Annotated in this window: 21 protein-coding genes; 20 read left to right on the top strand and 1 reads right to left on the bottom strand. The window is 50.7% G+C overall.

The window, feature by feature from the left end; translation table 11 throughout:
* Positions 1-1,612: 1,612 nt before the first annotated feature.
* The 7 genes from hisS to AC0YOA_RS05605 all read left to right on the top strand — a co-directional run bounded on the left by hisS (position 1,613) and on the right by AC0YOA_RS05605 (position 10,874).
* Entirely contained in the window at positions 1,613-2,860 is a 1,248-nt protein-coding gene (hisS, locus tag AC0YOA_RS05635; protein WP_475785768.1) for a histidine--tRNA ligase, read from the top strand.
* 82 nt (positions 2,861-2,942) lie between these two features.
* A complete protein-coding gene (aspS, locus tag AC0YOA_RS05630; protein WP_475785767.1) occupies positions 2,943-4,757 on the top strand; it encodes an aspartate--tRNA ligase in 1,815 nt (604 codons plus the stop codon).
* A 177-nt stretch (positions 4,758-4,934) separates the two neighbouring features.
* A complete protein-coding gene (locus AC0YOA_RS05625) occupies positions 4,935-5,690 on the top strand; it encodes a tRNA threonylcarbamoyladenosine dehydratase (protein ID WP_210045688.1) in 756 nt (251 codons plus the stop codon).
* The gene (locus tag AC0YOA_RS05620) at positions 5,687-6,166 is read left to right on the top strand and encodes a hypothetical protein (protein ID WP_475785766.1); all 480 of its coding nucleotides are present in this window, start codon (positions 5,687-5,689) and stop codon (positions 6,164-6,166) included. The genes AC0YOA_RS05625 and AC0YOA_RS05620 overlap by 4 nt, the downstream gene beginning before the upstream one ends.
* A 199-nt stretch (positions 6,167-6,365) precedes the next feature.
* Positions 6,366-7,709, top strand: a complete 1,344-nt coding sequence (locus tag AC0YOA_RS05615) for an Nramp family divalent metal transporter (RefSeq protein ID WP_475785813.1) — start codon at positions 6,366-6,368, stop codon at positions 7,707-7,709.
* Positions 7,710-7,963: 254 nt separating this feature from the next.
* Complete coding sequence (locus AC0YOA_RS05610; protein WP_475785765.1) at positions 7,964-9,274, top strand: replication-associated recombination protein A; 1,311 nt, start codon at positions 7,964-7,966, stop codon at positions 9,272-9,274.
* A 247-nt stretch (positions 9,275-9,521) separates the two neighbouring features.
* Positions 9,522-10,874: a hemolysin family protein gene (locus AC0YOA_RS05605; RefSeq protein WP_475785764.1), complete on the top strand. Its 1,353-nt coding sequence runs from the start codon at positions 9,522-9,524 to the stop codon at positions 10,872-10,874.
* A 124-nt stretch (positions 10,875-10,998) separates the two neighbouring features.
* Here AC0YOA_RS05605 and mnmA read toward each other — a convergent pair whose 3' ends face one another.
* Entirely contained in the window at positions 10,999-12,099 is a 1,101-nt protein-coding gene (mnmA, locus tag AC0YOA_RS05600; protein WP_475785763.1) for a tRNA 2-thiouridine(34) synthase MnmA, read from the bottom strand.
* Positions 12,100-12,349: 250 nt separating this feature from the next.
* Here mnmA and cymR point away from each other — a divergent pair, with 250 nt between their 5' ends.
* The 13 genes from cymR to AC0YOA_RS05535 all read left to right on the top strand — a co-directional run bounded on the left by cymR (position 12,350) and on the right by AC0YOA_RS05535 (position 24,113).
* On the top strand, positions 12,350-12,769 hold the full coding sequence (cymR, locus tag AC0YOA_RS05595) for a cysteine metabolism transcriptional regulator CymR (protein WP_210045693.1): 420 nt from the start codon (positions 12,350-12,352) through the stop codon (positions 12,767-12,769).
* 64 nt (positions 12,770-12,833) lie between these two features.
* On the top strand, positions 12,834-13,988 hold the full coding sequence (locus AC0YOA_RS05590) for a cysteine desulfurase family protein (protein WP_475785762.1): 1,155 nt from the start codon (positions 12,834-12,836) through the stop codon (positions 13,986-13,988).
* A 16-nt stretch (positions 13,989-14,004) separates the two neighbouring features.
* A complete protein-coding gene (locus AC0YOA_RS05585; protein WP_210045695.1) occupies positions 14,005-14,556 on the top strand; it encodes a PRC-barrel domain-containing protein in 552 nt (183 codons plus the stop codon).
* Complete coding sequence (locus AC0YOA_RS05580) at positions 14,553-14,747, top strand: hypothetical protein (RefSeq protein ID WP_210045696.1); 195 nt, start codon at positions 14,553-14,555, stop codon at positions 14,745-14,747. Before AC0YOA_RS05585 ends, AC0YOA_RS05580 begins: the two co-directional genes overlap by 4 nt.
* Before the next feature lie 264 nt (positions 14,748-15,011).
* Positions 15,012-16,082 (top strand): AI-2E family transporter, encoded by a 1,071-nt coding sequence (locus tag AC0YOA_RS05575; RefSeq protein WP_475785761.1) that lies wholly within the window; start codon positions 15,012-15,014, stop codon positions 16,080-16,082.
* Positions 16,083-16,471: 389 nt separating this feature from the next.
* A complete protein-coding gene (gene alaS / locus AC0YOA_RS05570; protein ID WP_475785760.1) occupies positions 16,472-19,114 on the top strand; it encodes an alanine--tRNA ligase in 2,643 nt (880 codons plus the stop codon).
* A gap of 48 nt (positions 19,115-19,162) precedes the next feature.
* On the top strand, positions 19,163-19,426 hold the full coding sequence (locus AC0YOA_RS05565; protein ID WP_210045699.1) for an IreB family regulatory phosphoprotein: 264 nt from the start codon (positions 19,163-19,165) through the stop codon (positions 19,424-19,426).
* Between the two features lie 27 nt (positions 19,427-19,453).
* Positions 19,454-19,870: a Holliday junction resolvase RuvX gene (gene ruvX / locus AC0YOA_RS05560; protein ID WP_475765301.1), complete on the top strand. Its 417-nt coding sequence runs from the start codon at positions 19,454-19,456 to the stop codon at positions 19,868-19,870.
* A gap of 8 nt (positions 19,871-19,878) precedes the next feature.
* Positions 19,879-20,190 (top strand): DUF1292 domain-containing protein, encoded by a 312-nt coding sequence (locus tag AC0YOA_RS05555; protein WP_210045701.1) that lies wholly within the window; start codon positions 19,879-19,881, stop codon positions 20,188-20,190.
* A 36-nt stretch (positions 20,191-20,226) separates the two neighbouring features.
* Positions 20,227-20,523 (top strand): DUF1292 domain-containing protein, encoded by a 297-nt coding sequence (locus tag AC0YOA_RS05550; protein WP_210045702.1) that lies wholly within the window; start codon positions 20,227-20,229, stop codon positions 20,521-20,523.
* Positions 20,524-20,710: 187 nt separating this feature from the next.
* Positions 20,711-21,850, top strand: a complete 1,140-nt coding sequence (gene mltG / locus AC0YOA_RS05545; RefSeq protein WP_475785759.1) for an endolytic transglycosylase MltG — start codon at positions 20,711-20,713, stop codon at positions 21,848-21,850.
* Positions 21,851-21,853: 3 nt separating this feature from the next.
* Positions 21,854-22,819, top strand: coding sequence for a peptidase U32 family protein (locus AC0YOA_RS05540; RefSeq protein ID WP_475785758.1), 966 nt, complete (start codon positions 21,854-21,856; stop codon positions 22,817-22,819).
* 37 nt (positions 22,820-22,856) lie between these two features.
* Positions 22,857-24,113, top strand: coding sequence for a peptidase U32 family protein (locus AC0YOA_RS05535; RefSeq protein WP_475785757.1), 1,257 nt, complete (start codon positions 22,857-22,859; stop codon positions 24,111-24,113).
* Positions 24,114-24,322 lie beyond the last annotated feature (209 nt).

Raw genomic sequence — 24,322 nt, 5'->3', positions numbered from 1 at the left:
GAACACCAGGTGCCCCGAGCGCAGAAAAAGTAAAAGTGGGTCCCGTCAGGGACGAAAAACGAGGCGACCTCTCAGCAGCTAACCCGCTTGTCAGGATCGCCAACGTTATTCGGCCGGGTGTCCAGAGGGCCGGACCCCTTTGGGGTCCCCCTCCGGGGGATTTAGGGGGGCATCAACAGGTCCCGTGAGGGACGAAACTAAAAACCATAATAGTCGTGCTGATGCGCACTCTGTTCCCCAAACGTTATTCCAGTTCCGAAGGAACACCAGGTGCCCCGAGCGCAGAAAAAGTAAAAGTGGGTCCCGTCAGGGACGAAAAACGAGGCGACCTCTCAGCAGCTAACCCGCTTGTCAGGATCGCCAACGTTATTCTGCCGGGTGTCCAGAGGGCCGGAACCCTTTGGGGTCCCTCTCTGGGGGATTTAGGGGGGCATCAACAGGTCCCGTCAGGGACGAAACTAAAAACCATAATAGTCGTGCTGATGCGCCCTCTGTTCCTCAAACGTTATTCCAGTCCCAAAGGAACACCAGGCTCCCCGAGCACAGAAAAAGTAAAAGTGGGTCCCGCAAGGGACGAAAAACGAGGCGACCTCGCAGCAGCTAACCCGCTTGTCAGCATCGCCAACGTTATTCGGCCGGGAGTCCAGAGGGCCGGAACCCTTTGGGGTCCCCCTCCGGGGATTTAGGGGGCAGCAACAGGTCCCGTCAGGGACGAAACTAAAAACCATAATAGTCGTGCTGATGCGCCCTCTGTTCCCCAAACGTTATTCCAGTCCCGAAGGGACACCTGGTTTCCGGCGCAGAAAAAGTAAAAGTGGGTCCCGCAAGGGACGAAAAACGAGGCGACCTCGCAGCAGCTAACCCGCTTGTCAGCATCGCCAACGTTATTCGGCCGGGTGTCCAGAGGGCCGGAACCCTTTGGGGTCCCCCTCCGGGGGATTTAGGGGGCGGCTGCAGGTCCCGCAAGGGACGAAAAACGAGGCGACCTCGCAGCAGCTAACCCGCTTGGTAGTATCGCCAACGTTATTCTGCCGGGAGTCCAGAGGGCCGGACCCCTTTGGGGTCCCCCTCCGGGGGATTTGGGGACATCCCCCTTGACAGCCCCCATTCCCATCGCTACAATGATTGTTATATTGTGTCGATCCAGTGATGGGACCGCGTCGTTCAACCCGCACCAATTCAGAGAGGGATTCCTTGGCTGCAAGAATCCTCGGCGTGCATGAACGAACAGACTTCCCGGAGGACAATCGGTGAACCGCTAACGGACTGCATCAGTTCCGTTGCACATTAGCCGATCTGCGTAATCGGGCGTTAACCGGGTAAAGCGAATCAATGCCGTGCTTGCTGGCGGTCTGGATTCGAAATGTGGGTGGTACCACGGAAGCTTCGTTTATCGCAGCTCTCGTCCCTTTTGCCTTATCTTGATAAGGCAGGGGCGGGAGCTTTTTTGGCCTTATAGAGCGTAGAATCATCACACACGTATCTAGTCCAATAAGGTACAAGGGGAAGAGGGCTATCTGCCCGGAAGCCGGTGCAGCCGGGTTTTCCCCATCAGATGCAAATGAATTGGTATTTGCGAAGGAAGGGCCATTATAAGAAGGAGGGGTTAACGATGGGATTTCAGAAGCCGCCTGGAACGCAGGATTTTCTGCCTGGTTCTGTAGAGAGATGGCAATTTGTAGAGAGCAAAGCACGCGATATTTGCCGACGGTTTAATTTTCGGGAAATCCGTACACCGATTATCGAAGCGACGGAATTATTTCAACGGGGCGTGGGAGAAGCGACGGATATCGTAGAGAAAGAGATGTACACATTCACGGACCGCGGCAACCGCAGCATCACGCTCCGCCCGGAAGGTACCGCAGGCGCAGTACGGGCTTTTGTCGAGAACAAGCTGTATGGGGAACCGGATTTGACGAAGCTGTATTACATCGGCCCGATGTTCCGCTATGAACGCCAGCAGGCAGGCCGCTACCGCCAGTTTCACCAGTTCGGCGTAGAAGCGCTTGGCTCGGTTGACCCCGCTCTCGATGCGGAAGTCATTGCGCTGGGCTATATGTTCTATAAGGAAATTGGCCTTAGCGGAGTGACCGTGGAAATCAACTCCGTTGGAACGCCTGCTGTTCGTGCGGCATTTCGCGGTGAGCTGCTCGGCTTCCTGAATCCGATTCGCGAGCTGCTGTGCAAGGATTGCCAGGCCCGGATCGACCGCAATCCGCTGCGTGTGCTGGACTGCAAGGAGGATCAGCATCTTTTTGAAGGCGCCCCGTCCATTCTGGACAGTCTGGATGAGGAGAGCAGGACGCATTTTGAGGCCTTGCAGCGCAGCCTGACTGATATGGATATCCCGTTCACAATCAATTCCCGGCTTGTGCGCGGTCTTGATTATTACACGCTCACCGCCTTCGAATACAAGGCTGCAGGCATCGGCGCTATCGATACCATAGGCGGCGGCGGCCGCTATAATGGACTGGTTGCCGATATCGGCGGTCCTGATCAGCCGGGTGTCGGACTTGGACTTGGTTTGGAACGCGCAGTGATTTTGCTTGAAGCGCAGAATGTGGAGCTTGAGAATTTGAACGGGGTCGATGTCTACCTGGTTGCGCTCGGCGAAGCGGCAGAACGCGAGCTGACGAAGGTGCTGCAGCAGCTGCGCCTGCGCGGCATTGCGGCAGAACGGGACTATCAGGGGCGGAAAATGAAGGCCCAGATGAAATCAGCGGACCGCCTGCACGTACGCTACACCGCGATACTGGGCGATGACGAGCTGGCCAAGGGCGAGATTGCTCTGAAGGATATGACAAGCGGCGAGCAGCGCTTCGTTCCGCTTGACCGGCTGGCCGATGAAATTCTGGGATAACGACAGTGATTTCTCAATGTAGGATCCGGATTTGTGTATGGCCAAAAATACGAACACACCTTAAAAGGAGTCGACTCTAATCATGATGTTGAAAACTCATTCTTGCGGCTTGTTAACGAAAACGGAAGTAGGCCAGACCGTTACATTGAACGGCTGGGTACAGCGCCGGCGCGACCTCGGCGGCGTGTTGTTCATTGATCTTCGCGACCGTACAGGCATTGTGCAAATCGTCTTCAACCCGGATTTCTCCGGAGATGCGCTGGCTGTTGCAGACCGCGCGCGCAATGAATATGTACTGGCTGTCAAAGGTCAGGTAGTCGAACGCGATGCGGAAACGGTCAACGCGAACATTGCAACAGGTGAAATTGAAATCCGCGTCACGGAAATCGAAATTATGAACGCGGCCAAAACGCCTCCATTCCCGATTGAGGATGGCGTGGAAGTGGATGAATCGGTCCGTTTGAAATACCGCTATCTGGATCTTCGCCGTCCGGAAATGCAAAGAACGCTTCAGCTTCGCTCCAAAGCGGCCAAAATATTCCGCGACTTCCTGGATGGAGAAGGCTTTATCGATGTGGAAACGCCGATCTTGACCAAAAGCACGCCGGAAGGCGCGCGTGATTATCTGGTGCCAAGCCGCGTACATGCCGGCGAATTCTTCGCGCTCCCGCAGTCGCCTCAAATCTTCAAGCAACTTCTGATGGTCAGCGGACTTGAGCGTTATTATCAGATCGCCCGCTGCTTCCGCGATGAGGATCTGCGCGCCGACCGTCAGCCTGAATTTACGCAGGTGGACATCGAGACCTCCTTCCTGTCGCAGGAGCAGCTGCTTGAGCTGATGGAGAAGCTGGTTGTCCGGCTGCTTAAGGAAACCGTACAGGTCGACATTCAAGCCCCTTTCCAGCAAATTACCTATGCCGATGCCATGAACAAATACGGCTCGGATAAGCCTGACCTGCGTTTCGGCCTGGAGATGGAAGATATCACGGATATCGTGAGCACCAGCGATGTTAAAGTATTCGCAAGCGTAGCGGCAAGCGGCGGCGTTGTGAAGGCGCTCAATGCCAAGGGCTGTGCCAGCTGGAGCCGCAAGGAGCTGGATGACCTCCAGCCGTTTGCATCGCGTTACGGCGGCAAAGGCCTGGCTTGGGTAACGGTCAAGGAAGGTGAATGGCGTGGACCGATCGTGAAATTTTTCAAGCCGGAGGAAATCGCTTCGCTTACCGAGCGTCTTGGCGTGGAAGAAGGCGACTTGCTGCTGTTCTCGGCCGATAAGAAGAAAGTGGTCGCCGATGTGCTTGGCAATTTGCGCCTGAAGATCGGCAAGGATCTGGGCCTGATTGATGAGTCGGCCTTCAAATTCGCTTGGGTTGTGGATTTCCCGCTGCTTGGCTGGGATGAAGATTCCAAACGTTTCGTGGCCGAACATCATCCGTTCACCCGTCCGAACGAGGAGGATCTGGCTTTGTTCGAGACGGATCCGGGTCAGATCCGCGCGCAAGCGTACGATCTGGTGCTCAATGGGTATGAAGTGGGCGGGGGCTCCATGCGTATTTACAAACGCGAGGTACAGGAGCTAATGTTCAAGGCGCTTGGCTTCTCTTCCGAAGAAGCGCATGAGAAGTTCGGCTTCCTGCTGGATGCATTTGATTATGGAACGCCGCCGCACGGAGGAATCGCTTTTGGCTTCGACCGTCTGGTGATGCTGCTTTCCGGCCGTACCAATCTGCGCGAGACGATAGCTTTTCCAAAAACGGCAAGCGCAACCGATCTGATGGTCGATGCCCCATCCGAGGTCGATTTGTCACAGCTGCAGCAGCTTCATATTCGCACGCTTCCCAAGCCGGTAAAACAGACGGAAGCCGCAGCAGCCGCTGCCGGAACGCCAGCTGAGTAGACTTGCGAGAAAGCTGCCCATTTAACATAGACCTCGTGTAAACAAGGACGGATCGATCCCGGTACGGCTGGAGCGTTCCCCCGGGTTATCCGGCGGGAATGCATGCCTATAAGACAGAAGTGTCGTACCGAGAGGCTGTCCTTGCTTATGCAGGACTTTTAGGAGGTGCTGTACCATATGCTACATCAATTTTCGCGTACGGAGCTTGCTATCGGCCCTGAGGGCCTTGAGATCATGAAGCGGAGCACTGTCGCCGTACTTGGCATTGGGGGAGTAGGCTCCATTGCCGCAGAGGCGCTGGCCCGAACCGGTGTGGGCCGTATTATCCTGATTGACAAGGATGTTGTGGATATCACGAACATCAACCGGCAAATTCATGCGCTCACAACTACAGTGGGCCAGCCCAAGGCCGATCTCATGCGGGAGCGGATCAAGCTGATCAATCCGGATTGCGATGCGATTTCGCTCAGGATGTTTTATACCGAAGAGACCTATGAGAAGCTGTTCGAATATGAGCTGGATTATGTGGTCGACGCGTCCGACACCATTTCGTATAAAATCCATCTCATCAAGCAATGTCTGGAACGTAAAATTCCGATTATTTCAAGCATGGGCGCCGCCAACAAAATGGATCCGACGAAGTTCCAGGTGGCGGACATTTCCAAAACGTCCATGGATCCCATAGCCCGCGTCGTTCGCACGAAGCTGCGCAAGGACGGGATCAAAAAAGGCGTAAAGGTCGTGTTCTCGACAGAGGCGCCGCAGAAGCCGCGTGAGGATGTTACGCAGCGGATCGTGCCCGATAATGCGCCGGAAATTCGCAAGGCTCAGCAGCCGCCGGCCAGCAATGCATTTGTTCCTCCGGTGGCGGGTCTTATCATGGTTAGTGTCGTTGTTAAAGATTTGCTACAATCAGGAGGACAAACACCGTGAACGCAGCCTTAGTGAATAAATTACGTCTTTCTCTGGATATGCGAACTTTGATTCTGGAGCCGCCTTCTCCTGATTATTTGGAGGAGCTGAGCGTCAGCGGGGAATCGGTCGATTATGATCCCAAGCTGGCCGGCTCTTACGATTTTGTACTATTGTTTGCACCCAGTATTGCCGATTTGAATGAGCATGCACCTATTGTCATGGAGGCGGCCAAAGATGACGGCATGGTCTGGATCTGTTATCCAAAAGGCACGTCCAAGATCAAAACGGATCTTAACCGCGACCGCGGCTGGAATGTGCTGAAATCGGCAGGCTGGGAAGGGGTATCGTTAGTTTCGCTTGATGATACCTGGACCGCTATGCGCTTCCGTTCACCGGTAAAGCCCAAGCCCAAGAGTTCCGGCAAGCGTCCGGCAAAGAAAAGGATCAGCGCTGCCCCTTCACAGGATACTCCGGCAGTGGACAAGCAGGAATAATCAAATACCGCGAATAAAGAACCGTTTCAGTGAAATCATGAGATATGATGACATTGATGCGGTTTTTTTTGTGCATATCAACAAAAGTTGCCTTTGACAAACTTTTTTGTGGGTGTACAATGAAATGAGGAAACAATCCAAAAGCATTGGCATACATGTAGGGAGTAGATATTGGATGACATCGAGAGGTGAGGGCAAGATGAATGAATCAGCACCCGTTGTAAAAGAAACAGGCTGGCGGAATGAACGGGTTTCGTCATCGCTTCCGGAAGTATACCGTTCCATGAAAATACCGAAGAATGGATCATGGTTTCGTAAATTTCTTGCCTTTGCGGGTCCCGGCTACCTGGTGGCTGTCGGATATATGGACCCTGGCAACTGGGCAACGGATATAGCAGGCGGCTCCATGTTTGGATACACGCTGTTATCGGTTATTTTATTATCCAATCTCATGGCGATTTTACTGCAGGCGCTTGCCGGGAAGCTTGGAATTGTTACGGGCAGGGATTTGGCTCAAGCCTGTAAAGATCATTACAGTAAACCGGTTGCGATGATGCTGTGGGTTCTGTGTGAGCTGGCTATTGCCGCATGCGACTTGGCTGAAGTTATCGGTTCTGCGATCGCGCTCAACCTGCTGTTCGGTATTCCATTGATCGTCGGCATTATGATTACGGTCGTTGATGTTCTGCTTATTCTTTTGCTGCAAAATAAAGGTTTCCGATATATAGAAGCTCTAGTCATTACGCTGATCGTTACTATAGGGGGCTGTTTCCTGGTTGAATTATTTCTATCAAAACCCGAAATCGGCGGCGTACTGAAAGGCTTCATCCCAAGCAGTGAAATTATTACCGATCCGAAAATGCTGTACATCGCCATTGGGATTCTAGGCGCGACAGTCATGCCGCATAACCTGTATCTGCATTCTTCCATCGTCCAGACGCGCCAGTTTGAACAAACGACGCTGGGTAAACGTCAAGCCATCAAATATTCGACCTGGGATTCGACGATAGCCTTGTTTTTCGCACTGTTCATCAATGCGGCTATCCTGATCGTTGCTTCGGCGACCTTTCACACTTCGGGTAATACCGGCATCGCAGAGATTGATGATGCCTACCATATGCTGGCTCCGCTTCTGGGTACGACCGCCGCAAGCGTCTTGTTCGGAGTAGCGCTTCTGGCGGCAGGTCAGAACTCGACGCTGACGGGAACGCTGGCCGGTCAGATCGTGATGGAAGGCTTTCTGAATATTCGCCTCAAAGCTTGGCTGAGGCGCCTGATCACGAGGCTGATCGCCATCATTCCGGCCGTTATCGTCACCATGCTGTACGGTGAAGAAGGAACGATGGATCTTCTGATCCTGAGTCAGGTTATCCTGTCGCTACAATTATCATTCGCTGTCATTCCGCTTGTTAAGTTCACAAGCGACAAGCTGAAGATGGGGGAGTTCGCCAATCCGCTGTGGCTCAAAATTCTGGCATGGGTTGTGGCGGTCGTGATCGCGGTATTGAATATTTACCTGCTCGTCCAGACTTTTCGTGGATAAGAGCCGGATATCGTAAATGTTAAAGCAAACGGCAGTTCTCCGTTGATGCTGGCCCCCTTTTACAGGGCAGGGCTCCATCACGGAGAGCTGTTTTGTTTCATCCAAGGAAAGAATCTGACTTCAGCGCAGCCCTGTCAGATTGACTTAGAGAGATGCCTGCCGGGTAGCGAACATTTGTGCTTGTATGGTATGATGACAGTATTATACAGACATAGATGATTCCAGGGGCGAATCTTGCAAAGGTAGTGTTATGAATGGATTTATTCAATTATCAGGAAACGGCGGATTCCTCCAAAGCCAAGCTGTTGGCAGACAGGATGCGACCGCAAACCATCGACGAATATATCGGACAGGAACAGATAGTCGGCCGGGGCAAGCTGCTTCGGCGGGCAATCGAGGCGGATAAGGTATCCTCGATTCTGCTGTATGGACCGCCGGGCTGCGGCAAAACCACGCTAGCCCATATTATCTCCCGGAGAACACAAGGGGAGTTTGTCAAGCTGAATGCAGTGGATGCTACGGTCAAGGATGTTCGTGCAGTTATAGAGGAAGCCAGGCTGAACAAGTCCATGTATGGGCGTAAAACCATTTTGTTTTTGGACGAGGTGCACCGCTTCAATTCCTCCAGGCAGGATGCCTTGCTGCCGGCTGTCGAGCAGGGTGTCATTGTATTTATAGGAGCAACGACGGAAAATCCGTTTCATTATGTGAACGGAGCGCTTTTGTCGAGATCTACCTTGTTTCAGCTGGAGGCACTGACCCGTGAGGATGCGCTTGAAGCGATGCGGCGGGCGCTGGCTGACAAGGAGAAGGGCCTGGGCTTTATGGATCTGCATGTAGAAGAAGAGGCGCTGCAGCATATTGCGAATAAGGCAGGGGGCGATATCCGAAGAGCGCTAAATGCCATCGAACTCGCAGCCGTAACAACGCCTTCGGAGCAGGATGGTTCCGTACGGATTACGCTTGAAGTGGCGGAAGAATCGATCCGGATGCCGACCATCAGAGCGGATGAATCCACACAGTACGATGTGCTCTCGGCTTTCCACAAAAGCGTCAGGGGCTCAAGCGATGCGGCGCTCTTCTGGTTCCTGTATGCGGTCGAGAAGCTTGGAATGGACCCTATGACCTTCATCAGGCGGCTTATTGTCGCCTGCAGCGAAGATATCGGACTTGCCAATCCGCAGGCTATGGTGCAGGCGGTTACAGCTATGGATGCCTATCACAAGATCGGCTGGCCGGAGGCAAAATACAATATTGCGCAGGCCATTCTTTTCGCGGTCGAGAGTCCTAAATCGAATGCTGCGGCCGTTGCCATCGGCAATGTCATGAATGCCATCGAGACGGCAGGCTCGGCAGAAGTTCCGCTTCATCTGCGGGATGCCCATTACAGCGGTGCGGAGCAGCTTGGCCATGTCGGTTATCAATATCCGCATAATTTTCCCGGGCATTATGTCAAACAGCAGTATCTGCCTGATAAAATCCGCAATAAAACGTTTTACGAGGCTACGCAGCAGGGAATGGAAGATAAAATCAGACAGAATCAAGAGCGTCGAAATGGGCGTTAAACGACGAGTTTCTTTATAAAAGTAAGCAAGAGCAAGTAAAATGTGCATAAAGGTCAACCTTTACCGAATATTCATTACTATAGACTCGAAAATGACCACATGCAGCATTCACCACGTTTGACGTAAAGTTAGCATTCGACTAATCTTAGATTATAAACTTTTATTATAATTTTCATGGCCAGAAGGAGGTGCACCTGTCGTTGCTACCGTCGTTCCTTACAAGCGACAAGCGGCAGACAGGGAATCGTTGAATAGTGACCCGTTACCCATATTGTGGAGTGGTGTTTTGATTTTGTTGCTTGTCTTTTTGAATGGTTTTTTCGTAGCTGCCGAATTTGCAATGGTGAAGGTGAGAAGCAGCCGAATCGACACACTCGTACAAGACGGCAATCGCCGTGCGCGTTTTGCCTCGATGTTGACAAACAATCTGGATGCGTATTTGTCCGCTTGTCAGCTTGGCATTACGCTCGCTTCGCTCGGTCTCGGGTGGATTGGAGAACCGGCGCTCAAGCACTTTATTGAGCCGATTATGCTTAAACTGGGCTCCAATGAGACGGTAATCTCTACGGTTTCATTTGCAATTGCATTCTCCATCATCACGTTTTTGCATATCGTGCTTGGTGAGCTTGCTCCAAAAACAATCGCGATTCGCAAGTCGGAAGATGTGACGATGTGGACCGCCATGCCGCTCATCGTATTCCGCAAAATTATGTACCCGTTCATATGGTTCTTAAATGGCACTGCCAACTGGATGCTGACACGGATCGGTATTGAACCTGCTTCCGAGCACACCTTGGCGCATACGGAGGAAGAAATCCGTATTTTGATGAAAGAAAGCCACAAATCCGGTCTTATTGATAATACAGAGCTCGCACTCGTTGATAACATATTTGATTTTGCCGAGACGAATGCCAGAGAAATCATGATTCCCAGGACCGAGATGGTATGCTTGTATGCCAATTTCTCCTTTGATGACAATCAGGCGATCGCACTCAAGGAGATGCATACCCGCTATCCCGTATGTGATGGTGACAAAGATAATATTATCGGTTTCGTTCATATTAAAGACATGCTGAAAGTGACGACGGCTCCGGGCATTTCGGATCTTCGCCAGATTACCCGCCCAATGACAACAGTGCCCGAATCCATGCAGATCAGTACACTCTTAAAGCTGATGCAGAAGAAAAAGACACAGATCGCCATCCTGATTGACGAATATGGCGGTACATCGGGACTTGTAACGCTGGAAGATATCATGGAGGAAATCGTCGGGGAAATTCAGGATGAATTCGATGAGGAACGTCCGGATGTTGAACGCAAGGATGAATATTCCCACTCCGTAAGTGGGATGATGCTGATTGAAGAAGTCAACAGCTACTTCGGCATCGATATTGAAAGCGATGATTATGATACGATAGGCGGATGGATGTATGCACAGATTGAGATACCGCCGACTCGCGATCAAATGGTGTATCACCCCGACGGCTATGAGTTTATCATTGAAGAAACAGACCATTTACGTGTATCGCGAATTTTAATTCGCAAACGATCGGAAGAAGCGTTTAATCCTGTACAGGAGCTTCAAGTCGATACCGGTTAATATAAAAAAATAAGGGATTGTCCCCGTCATGTATCATGATGGAGGCAATCCCTTTTTTGGCTTTACAGCATAAACTCTGCGAACCGAGGATGGCAGGAGGCTGCTTTAAGCTCATCTTCAAGACTTAATCCTGATGAACCTGGTCTATTGTGCCGCCGCCCAGACAGATATCGCCATCGTAGAATACGACGGCCTGCCCGGGGGTGATCGCTTTTTGCGGGCTGTCAAATACAACTTCACCGGTCAAGCCGTCACTGCTCAGCGTCAGGGTGACGCCTTGATCCGGCTGACGGTAACGGAATTTGGCGGTACAGCGGACAGTGCTCTCCGGCTTCACATTGGCGATCCAGTTGATGCCTGTGGCGGTAAGCGAGTTTGAGTACAAGCTGGAATGCTTGTCTCCTTGTACGACATACAATATATTTTCGCTCAGATCCTTGGCTGCGACAAACCAGGGTTCTCCGTTTCCGGAGCCGCCGATGCCAAGTCCCTGACGCTGGCCCAAAGTGTAATACATCAAGCCATCATGACGGCCCTTCGTTTCGCCGCTTTCGATATCTACCATTATTCCGGGCTTGGCCGGCAGGTAACCGCTCAGAAACTCCTTGAAGTTGCGCTCCCCGATAAAACAAACACCGGTGCTGTCCTTCTTCTTGGCCGTTGCAAGCCCGAACTCCTCCGCAATTCTTCTCACTTCCGGTTTGGGCAGATGTCCGATTGGGAACATCGCTTTAGCCAACTGCTGCTGGCTCAATGCGTGCAGGAAATAGGTTTGATCTTTATTGCCATCGATACCGCGCAGCAGGCGCGATTCTCCATTGTCCAACTGTTCAAGCCGTGCGTAATGACCCGTTGCCAGATAATTGGCGCCCAGATCAAGTGCTTTTTGAAGAAATTCACCGAATTTGATTTCACGGTTGCACATGACATCCGGATTCGGCGTGCGTCCGCGCCTGTATTCGTCCAGAAAATAAGCAAATACCTTATCCTGATAGGCTTGTTCAAAATTGACGGTATAATAAGGAATACCGATCTGATCGCAGACGCGCCTTACATCTTCGGCATCATCCTCTGCTGTGCAGTGGCCGAATTCGTCTGTATCATCCCAGTTCTTCATGAATATGCCGATCACATCATAGCCTTGCTGCTTGAGCAGTAGGGCAGTGACGGATGAATCCACACCGCCGGACATGCCGACAACTACGCGAATTTGACTGTTACTCACCCTTGATTCACCACCTTGATTATTACAATGAGCGGGTACATTCTGTTATATTGATAAGAAGGTTTGCTCATAAGTTTCTTTATTGTAGCATAATTTGATAAAGTTTTTCATGAAGTAGTCAAGCTTTTTTCCCCTAAAGCGCATTTCGTATGTTAACATATATATGTTATGGGAATACCATGATTTAGAAGTGTATAGACCAACCTACCTAAAATACAGATATATTTCAAATGAAGAAGAGGTGTCGAAGTTGAAGATTTCAACTAAAGGACGTTACGGATTGACCATTATGATGGAGCTTTCCAATAAATTCGGGGAAGGCCCCACATCACTGAAAAGCATTGCGGAGCGAAATAATTTATCGGAGCATTACCTGGAGCAGTTGATTGCGCCGCTGCGGAATGCGGGACTTGTCAAAAGCATCCGCGGCGCATACGGCGGCTATATTCTCTCCAAGGAACCGGAATCCATTACTTCCGGCGATGTGATCCGGATACTGGAAGGGCCGATTTCTCCGGTTGATTTTACAGAAGAAGACGACCCTGCCAAGCGGGATCTGTGGCTTCGCATCCGGGACAGCATAGCTGAGGTGCTGGATTCTACCACTCTTGCGGACCTGATCTCCTATAAAGAGAATGGTGAAATCGATTCATACATGTTTTATATCTAAGAATGAAAGCATGGTTTGACGGGATAATGTCAAGGCCCGAAAGGCCGGTAAGGGTGAAGGAACGATGGCTTTAATTTATTTGGATCACGCAGCAACAACACCTCTCCATCCTGAGGTGGCCAAGGCCATGATGGAGGTTTATACGGGTGAACCCGGCAACGCGTCGAGTATTCATCATTTTGGCCGTGCGGCGCGTCAGCGGCTCAATCATGCACGGGATATTATTGCATCAGCGGTGGGCTGCCAGCCTTCGGAGCTCGTTTTTACTTCCGGCGGCACGGAGAGCGACAATACCGCTATCACGGGTGCGGCAAGAGCAGGCAAGCTTAAAGGAAAAACACATATCATTACATCGGCAGTGGAGCATCATGCGGTGCTGCATACCTGCGAAGCATTAGTGAAGGAAGGATTTCAGTTAACCGTCCTTCCGGTCGATTCGGATGGCCGCGTATCTCCCCTGGATGTGGAGAAGGCGATCACTGCAGAGACAGCGCTTATTAGTGTGATGTATGCCAACAATGAAACCGGAACCGTACAGCCCATCGAGGAAATTGGCGAAATTGCCCATTCGCGAGGGGTTCTCTTTCATGTGGACGCCGTTCAGGCGCTTTCTTTGCTTCCGATCGATCTGAAGGGTATGCCGGTCGACTTGATGAGCTTCTCTGCCCATAAGATTAACGGACCGCAGGGAGTCGGGGCTTTGTATGTTTCCAAACGGACATCCATCATGCCTTTGCTATATGGCGGCTTGCAGGAAAGAAAAAGGCGTGCAGGAACCGAAAATGTGGCCGGAATCGTAGGTTTCGCCAAATCGATTGAACATTCTGTGAATTCATGGCAGGAAAAGAAACTTTTTATGGACGAGCTTCGTTATAAATGGATAGATAGTATGCGCAGGATAGTCGGCTCTGAGCGATTGATCATTAATGGCCACGATACGCTGAGAGTACCGCATATTATTAATGTCAGCTTTATCGGTTTGAATACGGAGACGATGCTGATGAACCTGGATTTGGAGGGGATCGCAGCGTCAAGCGGCTCAGCCTGTACAGCGGGAGCACTCGAGCCGTCTCATGTGCTGGAAGCTATGGCTTTGCCGCCGGAGAGATTATCGTCTGCCGTGCGTTTCAGCTTTGGTTTGGGGAATACTTTGGAGGAACTTGAGATTGCGGCAAAAAAAGTTGAAACTTTTTACAACCGCATCCGTACTAATGCCTAGGAGGCCTCCAAACCCTTTGATCCGATTACAGCATATGATTGGACTTCCTGTTATTGAAGTCAGCAAAGGCAAGCATGTAGGCTATGTAAAAGACGTCTGGTTTAACGAACATTGGCAGCTTGATGGAATAGTGCTCGATGCCGGGAGGCGGTTCTTATCCGCCATGAAGACCGTGCGCTGGAGTGAGGTTCTGATCTGCGGCGGTGACGCCGTTCTCGTCATGAATGAGGCATCGGTCCGCAAGAAGGAAACCGTTGAGGTTCAGCGGACTTTTCACACCGGGCTTGTCCATTTGAAGGATTTGCCGATCGTTACGGACCTCGGCGAGCAGCTTGGCCGGGTATCGGATGTTTATTTTGAGGATTTACTGGGTACACAAATAGTAGGCTATGAGTTGACAGATGGGTTTATAGCGGATTTGATGGAAGGCCGCAAGTGGCTGCCCGCTCCGCGCGATGCTGATCTTGTCCTGCTCGGGGAAAATGCGATTATCGTTCCGGCCGGCATTGAGGCATTTATGGAGCCGGTCGCCGCTTCTGATTCGGATATAGGGAGAAATGAAACATGAGATGCCCAAACTGCAACTCGAAAGATATCGGGAAAATCGGATCCCACCAGTATTACTGTTGGGGATGCTTTATTGAATTGACAGTCAATGGCGATAAAATGTCTGTCTTTCAAGTGGAAGAGGATGGCACGTTAAGCTCGCTCGACGATTTGTTTTTTGAAGAGGAAATTCCTCAGATTCATGCAAATTAATAAGGTTCTGCAAGAAGAAACGCCTGATAGACGTTCTATGGCGGCTCAGCGAGTTGAAACGATTATAAATTCTATAGGTTTTTTAAAAAAAGGCGGCCGAAAGCCCGTCTTTTTTTTGTGGACTTTTTTGGCTAAACCCGCCAAGCGGTGATTGGAATTAAACGGAACTCCACAATTACAAAGGATGAATTCCCTGCCTTGTACATATACTGTACGGAAGAACGATTCTGGACAGGTTCCTAAGGGTCGTGCGGGGGGACGAGTATGGAGCGCTTTACTAACAACCGCTTTTTTGCTTGGCTCATATATCTGATTTTGGGGCTGATTTCTTTATATTTACTCCTGTTGGTGAAGCCGATCATCGTGCACATCTACGGATTTCTCAAAGCCGTTCTGGCTCCTTTTCTCATTGCCATGATTGTTTCGTACGTGTTGAATCCGATCGTGAATTTACTTAATGAACGGAAAGTGCCGAGAACGATGGCGGTGCTGCTGATTTACGCTGTGTTCTGTGCTTCGCTTACGGTAGTGCTTATCAATGCGATCCCGATGTTTCTGGAGCAGCTGCAGGAGCTTAATCAGCATATGCCGGATTTGACGATGCGTGCGCAGAGCCTGGTAAATGATTTGAACAATACATCATTTCTGCCGGAAAGCATCCGCAGCGGGATCAATAACTCGTTGTATAAGCTGGAAAAACAGTCATCCGATGCGATTTTTGATTTTGTCAATAATATCGGGGCGATGCTCAATGTCATCTTTATCGCATTCATTATCCCATTTCTGGCCTTTTATATTATGAAGGATTTCAATGTCTTCGAGCGCACGGTGCTGACTTATGTGCCCAGAACCCACCGCAACCATGCTGTAAGACTTATCAAGGATATTGACAATGCGCTTGGCAGCTATATCCGTGGGCAATTTCTCGTTTGTCTGATTGTCGGCGTTCTGGCCTATATCGGTTACTGGATCATCGGGATGCCCTATCCGCTGCTTCTTGCAAGCGTGGTGGCGATTACGAATATTATTCCTTATCTCGGACCGTTCTTCGGCGCGGCGCCGGCGCTAGTCATGGCATCCACCATATCAATGAAAATGGTGCTGATGGTCGTTATTGTCAATACCGCCTGCCAAATCCTTGAGAGCAACGTCGTATCCCCCCAGGTCGTAGGCAGAACGCTGCATATGCATCCATTGTCGATTATTTTTGCCCTCCTGGTTGGGGGTGAACTGGCGGGCATGGTGGGGATGATTCTGGCGGTGCCGATTTTTGCGGCCCTGAAGGTCGTCGTTCAGCATATATTCGCCTATTATGTGCGCCGAAAGACCATTTGACAGCAGGCCTGCTGTGTCGCTATACTAAATGCAAATAAGTCAATTGCATGACTGCCAAAGCGTGGATGAAACTATAGTAGGCTGTAGCCCGCCAATCAGAGAAAGAATTTCTTCGCAGATTGCTTGCATGAAGAGCAATACTGTGTCGGCTGAGAGAATTCTATTGGCGAAGAACCGCTGAATGCTGGTTTCGGAGTGTGAAAGAACTTCACCGGTTGGGCCCGTTAACGCCCGCTTAAGGAGATTGCCCATATTGGGATTACCGGTCGGAAGAGATTTCTTCCCTGCTGGTGTTCGTGGCAATAACCAGGGTGGTACCGCGAATGATTCGTCCCTGTTTTTAGGGGGCGTTTTTTTTATTTTCAATTTATGATGGAGGTTGATTCTTTATGAAAGCCAGTGAGATCCGTTCCAAATGGCTCGCTTTCTTCGAAAGCAAAGGCCATAAAATCGAACCAAGCGCATCGCTCGTACCGCATAACGATCCTTCCCTATTGTGGATTAATGCCGGAATGGCCCCGCTTAAATCGTATTTCGACGGCCGTGTCATTCCGGATAATCCGAGAATCGCCAATTCCCAGAAATGCATCCGCACCAATGATATCGAGAATGTGGGCAAAACGCGCCGGCATCATACGTTTTTTGAGATGCTGGGCAATTTCTCAATCGGCGATTATTTCAAGGAAGAGGTTATAACCTGGGCCTGGGAATTTCTGACGAGCCCCGAGTGGATTGGCTTTGAGCCGGATCGCTTGTCGGTAACGGTATATCCCGAAGACGAGGAAGCCTTCCGTTACTGGAATGAGAAGATTGGTCTGCCTGCAGAGCGGATCTACAAGCTGGATGAGAACTTCTGGGATATCGGCGAGGGACCATGCGGCCCTTGTACAGAAATCTTCTATGACCGTGGGGACAAATACGGTGATCTGAGTGATCCCGAATGCTGGCCTGGTGGGGAGAATGAGCGCTTCCTGGAAGTGTGGAACCTTGTTTTCTCACAATTCAACCATAACAAAGACGGCAGCTATACGCCGCTCCCGAACAAAAACATCGATACCGGCGCAGGTCTGGAACGCTTCGCATCGATCCTACAGGATGTGGATTCCAATTTTGACACGGATCTGTTCCGTCCGATTATCAATCAGACCTGCCAGATTGCCGGCGATTCCGTTCGTTATGGGGCCAATGTGGAGCATGATATCGCATTAAAGGTTATTGCCGATCACATCCGTACAGTTGCTTTTGCCGTAGGAGATGGCGTTCTTCCGTCAAATGAAGGACGCGGTTATATTATCCGCCGCTTGCTGCGCCGTGCGGTCCGCTATGGCAAATCGCTGGGCGTAGACCGGCCTTTCCTGCATGAACTGGTCGCAGTAGTAGGCGATATCATGGGTGTCTACTACCCCGAAGTTGTTGAGAAACGTGAATTCATCGAGAAGGTCATCCGCACGGAAGAGGAGCGTTTCCACGAAACGCTGTCGGATGGTCTTGCGCTGCTGGATGAACTCGTACGAACGGCCATGACGGCCGGCCAGAAGGAAATCAATGGTCCGGATGCGTTCAAGCTGTATGATACCTACGGATTTCCGTTTGATTTGACCGAGGATTATGCGTCAGAACAGGGCATGACGGTAGATCGCGAAGGCTTCGACACAGCAATGGAAGCGCAGCGCGACAGGGCGAGGTCAGCGCGACAGGATACGGGCAGCATGAATGTGCAGGGCGGTCCGCTTGCGAATTTCACCGAGAAATCGGAATTCATCGGCTATGATGAGCTGACAGCCGAAGGGGCAACGGTGATTGCCATCGTCAGCGGCCAGGAGTCGGTAAGCGAGGCTGGTGAAGGCAGCCGCGTTCTTGTGCTGCTGGACCAGACGCCTTTCTATGCAGAGAGCGGAGGACAGGTCGGCGACCATGGCATGATTACAGGAAGCGACTTTACGCTGATTGTCGAGGATGTAACCAAAGCGCCGCATGGACAACCGGTTCATCACGCCCTTGTTACAAGCGGAACGCTGCGTGTCGGCGATCGTGTTCAAGCCGCTGTCAGCAGACAAACGCGTGAAGCGACCGTTAAGAATCATACCGCAACTCATTTGCTGCACCGCGCGCTTAAAGATGTTCTTGGCGAGCATGTCAATCAGGCAGGATCTCTCGTCGAGCCTGAGCGCCTGCGCTTTGACTTCTCCCATTTCGGCAGCATCAGCGCCGAGGAACTGAGCGATATTGAACGCCGTGTTAATGAACAAATCTGGATCGGAACGCCGCTGCAGATCGATTATAAATCGCTGGCTGAAGCCAAGGCAATGGGAGCTATGGCACTCTTCGGCGAGAAGTATGGCGATGTCGTGCGTGTCGTGCGCGTCGGAGAATACAGCCTTGAACTATGCGGCGGCTGTCATGTTGCCAATACGGCGCAGATTGGGCTGTTCAAGCTGGTGGGCGAAAGCGGAATCGGCTCAGGTGTACGCCGGATCGAAGCGGTTACCGGCCGCCATGCCTATTTATATGTAGAGAGCCAGCTGGATCTGCTCAAGCAATCTGCCGGATTACTGAAATCGAATATGAATGAGGTGCCAAGACGGATTGAAGCATTGAACGCGCAAGTGAAGGAGCTTGGCCGGGAAAATGAATCGCTTCAAAGCAAGCTTGGCCGCATTGAAGCAGGCTCTCTGGAATCGCAGGCGAAGACTGTGAACGGGGTTACGGTTTTGACGAGTCAGGTCAATGCGCCGTCCATGGATGCGCTGCGCGGCATTGTGGATGAGCTCAGAGCAAAGCTCGGCGAAGCCGTGATCGTTCTTGGAGCCGTTTCAGAGGACAAGGTCAATCTGGTGGCAGCGGTATCTCCTGAGCTTGTCAAACAGGGCTACAATGCCGGAAAAATCATTAAAGCGGCCGCGGCAGCTTGCGGCGGAGGCGGGGGCGGACGCCCTGATATGGCCCAGGCCGGCGGCAAAGATCCGTCTAAATTAGGAGAAGCGCTGCAAATTGCGCAAGAACTGGTTCTATCCCAGGGAAATGTGATATGATTAGCTATATTACCGTTTTTAAGCGACTTGGAAAGTGAGGTGCTGGCGATGAGTTCCATGGACAAGACAATGAAATTCGACGTGAAGGCGGAGGGACCCGAGACTTCTTCAGAAGAGATACTGCTGTCTGTTTACGATGCTCTGCAGGAGAAGGATTACAATCCGATCAACCAGATTGTCGGCTATCTGTTGTCCGGAGATCCCGCGTACATTCCGCGGCATAACAACGCCAGAAGTCTAATTCGCCGAAAAGAAAGAGACGAGCTTATTGAAGAACTCGTACGCTCGTATTTAAGCAAGCATCGTACGTAATTTTCAATGAAAGAGGTCATCTGGCGTATGCGTCTTATGGGATTGGATTACGGCGACCGCAGAATCGGAGTTGCCGTCAGTGACGCATTCGGCTGGACTGCTCAAGGACTCGGTATTGTCGAGAAGCGTCGCGACAATAGTGAAATCAATGCGATTGAAAGTCTGGTCCGTGAGCATGAAGTAAGCGAAATTGTGGTCGGTTTACCGAAAAACATGAATGGAACCATCGGTCCGCGTGGCGAAATTTGCATCGCATTCGCACAAACATTGCAGCAAAAGCTAAATGTACCCGTTCACCTATGGGACGAACGTCTGACAACCGTCGCGGCAGAAAGAACCTTGCTCGAAGCGGATGTTAGCCGGAAGAAGCGAAAGTTAGTGGTGGACAAAATGGCGGCAGCGCTCATTTTGCAAAATTATCTCGATTCTAAAACGAAAAGGTGAGGGTAACGATGACAAAGGACGACATGCAGTACGAAGAGCCGGAAATCATCTACATTCCAGATGAAGAAGGCAACGAGGAAGAATTCGAGGTTGTCATGAAGTTTGAGGTAGACGGTTCCGATCAGAAATATATGATGGTTGTGCCATTGAATGCAGATTCCGATGAGGATTCGGAAGAAGCTGAAGAGGTTTACGCTTTCCGTTATGAAGAAGAAGGCGATGATCTGAAGCTGTATACGATCGAGGACGAAGAAGAGTGGAATATGGTTGAAGAAACCTTTAATACACTTCTTGCCGAAATCGAAGAGAGCGAAGGCTAAGAATTATTTTTTCCTGAAGAAAGGTGTGCATAATCGGTGTCCACTGTCGAGAGAATTTCCGTCCTGAAGGCTGTTTACGGACAGGAAGTCGAGTTGGTCGGCGAGGACGGACAGACAGAATCGCTGAGAATTGTAGCTGAGTTCCGTGTTGGCGGTTCAGATTATGCGGGTCTGCAATCCGCTCTCATGCGAAAGTCGGATGAAGTAGCATTCTTCCGAATTCTTACTGGCGGTTCAGAGCCGTCACTGGAGTCCATCGAGGATGATGAGGAATGGGAAGCTGCTGCAGAAGCTTATGACGACTTGTTGTTTGACGGGGATCAGCAGCCGTAGCTTAGCCCAACTCAATTGGTTATCAGTGTATGATAACTGAAATAATAAGAAGAAGATGGTAAAATTTCTTCACATAGATTAGATCAGGGATGATCAGCCGAAGCTGAAGCTGTCTCTGATGCTTCAAGGATGGGGGCGGCGCAAGGCCGTCCTTTTCCGCGATTTCATTATAATGGAGGATATATCCTTGGATCGATCAGACCAGCAGCCGGTGAGTGAGAAGCCGGTAAACAATAATAATCGCCCAGCAGGACCAAGACGTGGACGAATAACTCTATGGGTCATACTTACACTGTTAGGCTTAATTATTGTTATAACAGCCAGTATTGCATTCTACATATGGAATGGCCTGCGCCCTGCCTCAAAAGGTGAAGCCAAACAGATCGAGCTCAAAAAAGGAATGTCTCCGTTTAATTTTGCCGATACTCTCGAAGAAGAGGGAATTATTCGGAATGCCTTTCTTTTCAAATATTATCTGCGTTTCAAGGATGAAGGCCCGCGGTTTCAAGCTGGCGTGTACGCCTTGAATCCCGGCATGGACAAGGATGCGATTATTGCTGCCCTGAATGCGGGAGCGATATTGGAGAAGGAAACGATCCGATTTACCATCCCGGAGGGCTTTACGATTGAGCAAATCGCCGATACCTTAAGCAAAGACGGCTATGTGGACCGGGAGGCGTTCCTCAAGCTGGCTGATACCGATCAGACCTGGGGGGATGCTGAGGCTGTGAGGGATATCCCTAAGGACAGCAAGCAGATGAAGCATCGCCTGGAAGGGTACTTGTTCCCAGAGACTTACGAGATGGAGAAAGGCAGCGACGCAGAGGCGATCATTACCCGTATGCTGGGAGAGCTGGATCACAAGCTGGATTCGCTTCCGGAGAACTGGGAAGAGACGCTTGCCGAGCGTAAAATCGATTTTCATTCTCTGATGACCATTGCTTCTCTGGTTGAGCGTGAGGTTGTGGTGGAGAAAGAACGGCCAATCGTGGCTGGAATTATCTATAACCGGATTGCCGAAGGCATGCCTCTGCAAATTGATGCTACCGTGCAATATTCCCTTCCTGCACCCAAAGAGCGGCTGCTGGAAGAGGATACCCAAGTGGACAGTCCCTATAATACGTACCGGATTAAAGGCCTGCCGCCAGGTCCGATTGCTTCACCAAGCCTCAAATCGATTGAGGCTGCCCTGCTGCCGGAGAAAACGGATTATCTTTATTATGTGACCAAGAAAGACGGCAGCCATGAGCATTTGTTCGGCCGCACCCTGAAAGAGCATAATCAAAATATAGCCAAAAGCAATGAGACGGCGAAACAGGGAGGGTAAACAATGACAACGAAACCCGAGCTGCTCACAGTCGCCGCTTCATTGGAAGAGGTGGAGCGGCTGATTGAAGCGGGCGCAGATGCATTTGTGCTTGGTGAATCCCGATATGGCCTGCGGTTGCCGGGCGAATTCAATGCTGCGGCTATGGCCGACGCGGTCAGGATAGCGCACCCCAAGGGAGTTGCTGTCTATGGGGCTCTTAACAATGTTATGGATAATGCGACAGTAGAAACGCTGCCTGACTATATTCAGGCTTTATCAGCTGCTGGTGTAGATGGCATTGTATTCGGAGACCCTGCTGTCCTGATGGCTGCACGCATGGCTGCTCCTCACTTGAAGCTTCATTGGAATGCGGAAATGACTTCTACCAATTATGAGACGGCTAATTATTGGGGACGCCGCGGCGCTGTAAGGGTAGTGCTTGCACGCGAGCTGAATATGGAGCAGGTGCTGGAAGCCAAGGCGAACACGAAGCTTCAGGTGCAGGTGCAGGTTCATGGTTTAACGAATATTTATCATTCCAAGAGGCCGCTTGTGCAGAATTATTTGGATCATCAGGGACAATCGGCGAATGCCGGCGCAGTGGATGGGGATATGCCGAAAGGAACTGCGCATGGCACGTATGAGGATGGTTTGTATTTGATTGAGGTCGAACGGCCGGACGAACGCTTTCCCATTTATGAGGATGCGAACGGGACGCATATCATGAGCTCGGATGATATCTGCATGATTGAAAATCTGCATGAACTCATGGAAGCCGGGATTGACTGTTTTAAAATTGAGGGACTGCTTAAATCGGCCAAGTACAACGAGACCGTAGTACGCAGCTACCGTGCCGCTATCGATGCATATTTTGAGAGTCCGGCAGACTATTCCTTTCAGGAGGAATGGCTTGATGCAATCAAGGCTGTACAAGATCCCGTGCGCGAGCTGTCTTACGGCTTTTTCTATAAAGAACAGGTGTATTAAAGTATAAATCGATTACGATTATTCAGGAGGTGACACCGTGACGACCGTAACATCGCCGAGTTTAACCGGTAAACGTCATCGGCTCGCCAAACCCGAGCTGCTGGCGCCGGCAGGTAATTTGGAAAAGCTTAAATTTGCCGTTCATTATGGAGCAGATGCCGTATATATTGGCGGCCAGAAATATGGTCTGCGGTCGGGAGCCGGCAATTTCAGCTTTGAAGAAATGAAGGAAGGCGTCGAATTTGCTGCACGCTATGGAGCGAAGGTATTCGTAGCTACAAATATTTATGCCCACAATGAGGATATTGCAGGCTTGGAGGATTATCTTCAAAATCTTCAGAAAGCCGGAATTGCGGCCATCATTGCTGCCGATCCCGTCATTATTGAAACGGCACAGCGAGTAGCCCCCAAGCTGGAGGTGCATCTGAGCACCCAGCAATCTACGCTGAATTGGCAGGCTGTCCAATTTTGGAAAGAAGAGGGACTGCCGCGCGTGGTGCTTGCCCGTGAAACAAGCCTGGAGGAAATCGCTCAGATCAAGGCTCATGTGGATATTGAGATAGAGGCTTTCATCCATGGGGCCATGTGCTCTTCATTCTCGGGCCGCTGCGTGCTATCCAATCATTTTACAGACAGAGATTCCAACAGGGGCGGCTGCTCCCAGTCCTGCCGCTGGAAATATGATATTTTTGAGGAAGACAAGCCGATGTTTGGTGCCGATGAAGACAAATTTACCATGGGCTCCAAGGATCTGTGCATGCTGGCAGACATTCCAGATTTAATTGAAGCGGGCATCGACAGCTTCAAGATAGAAGGCCGGATGAAAAGTGTTCACTATGTCGCCACGGTCGTTAATGCTTACAGGCAGGCTATCGATTCCTATATGGCTGACCCGGAGCATTATATAATGAAGCAAGAGTGGCTGGATGATCTGAACAAGGCGGCCAACCGTCCTCTCAACACCGGTTTTTTCTTTGACACGCCTGGTGCGGAGGATCATATTTATGAGCCGGAGGAAAAGGCGGCCCCGTATGATTTTGCCGGCGTTGTTCTGTCCTACGATTCATCTACAGGGCTTGCCGTTGTCCAGCAGCGCAATCATTTCAAGCCTGGACAAGAAGTGGAGTTCTTTGGCCCGCAGGGCACCTTTTTCAAGCAGATTGTCGGTCCGATTACAGATGAAGCGGGAACAACGCTAGATGCGGCGCGCCATCCGCTGCAATCTATCGTAATGAAGACCGAGCATCCGGTCAATCCGATGGATATGATGCGTAAACGGGTACGTGTAAGTTAGGTTCCTTCATAAGACTAAAGTCATGCGCCTTTCCGGTGAGCTTTCACCAGGAAAGGTTTTTTTATGAATTTTTGATGGATTCGCCTAACAATGACGGCCTTTATTACCGATATATAGGATATTGATTTCCGCCAGATTGTGAGGAAAGGCTTGGGACGTTAGGAGGATTCAGCACACAAATTAATTTTTTTCGTATTTTCTTACATATA

It is taken from the genome of Paenibacillus sp. JT22N12, assembly GCF_056269365.1.
This window is presented reverse-complemented; position numbering and strand designations above follow the sequence as displayed.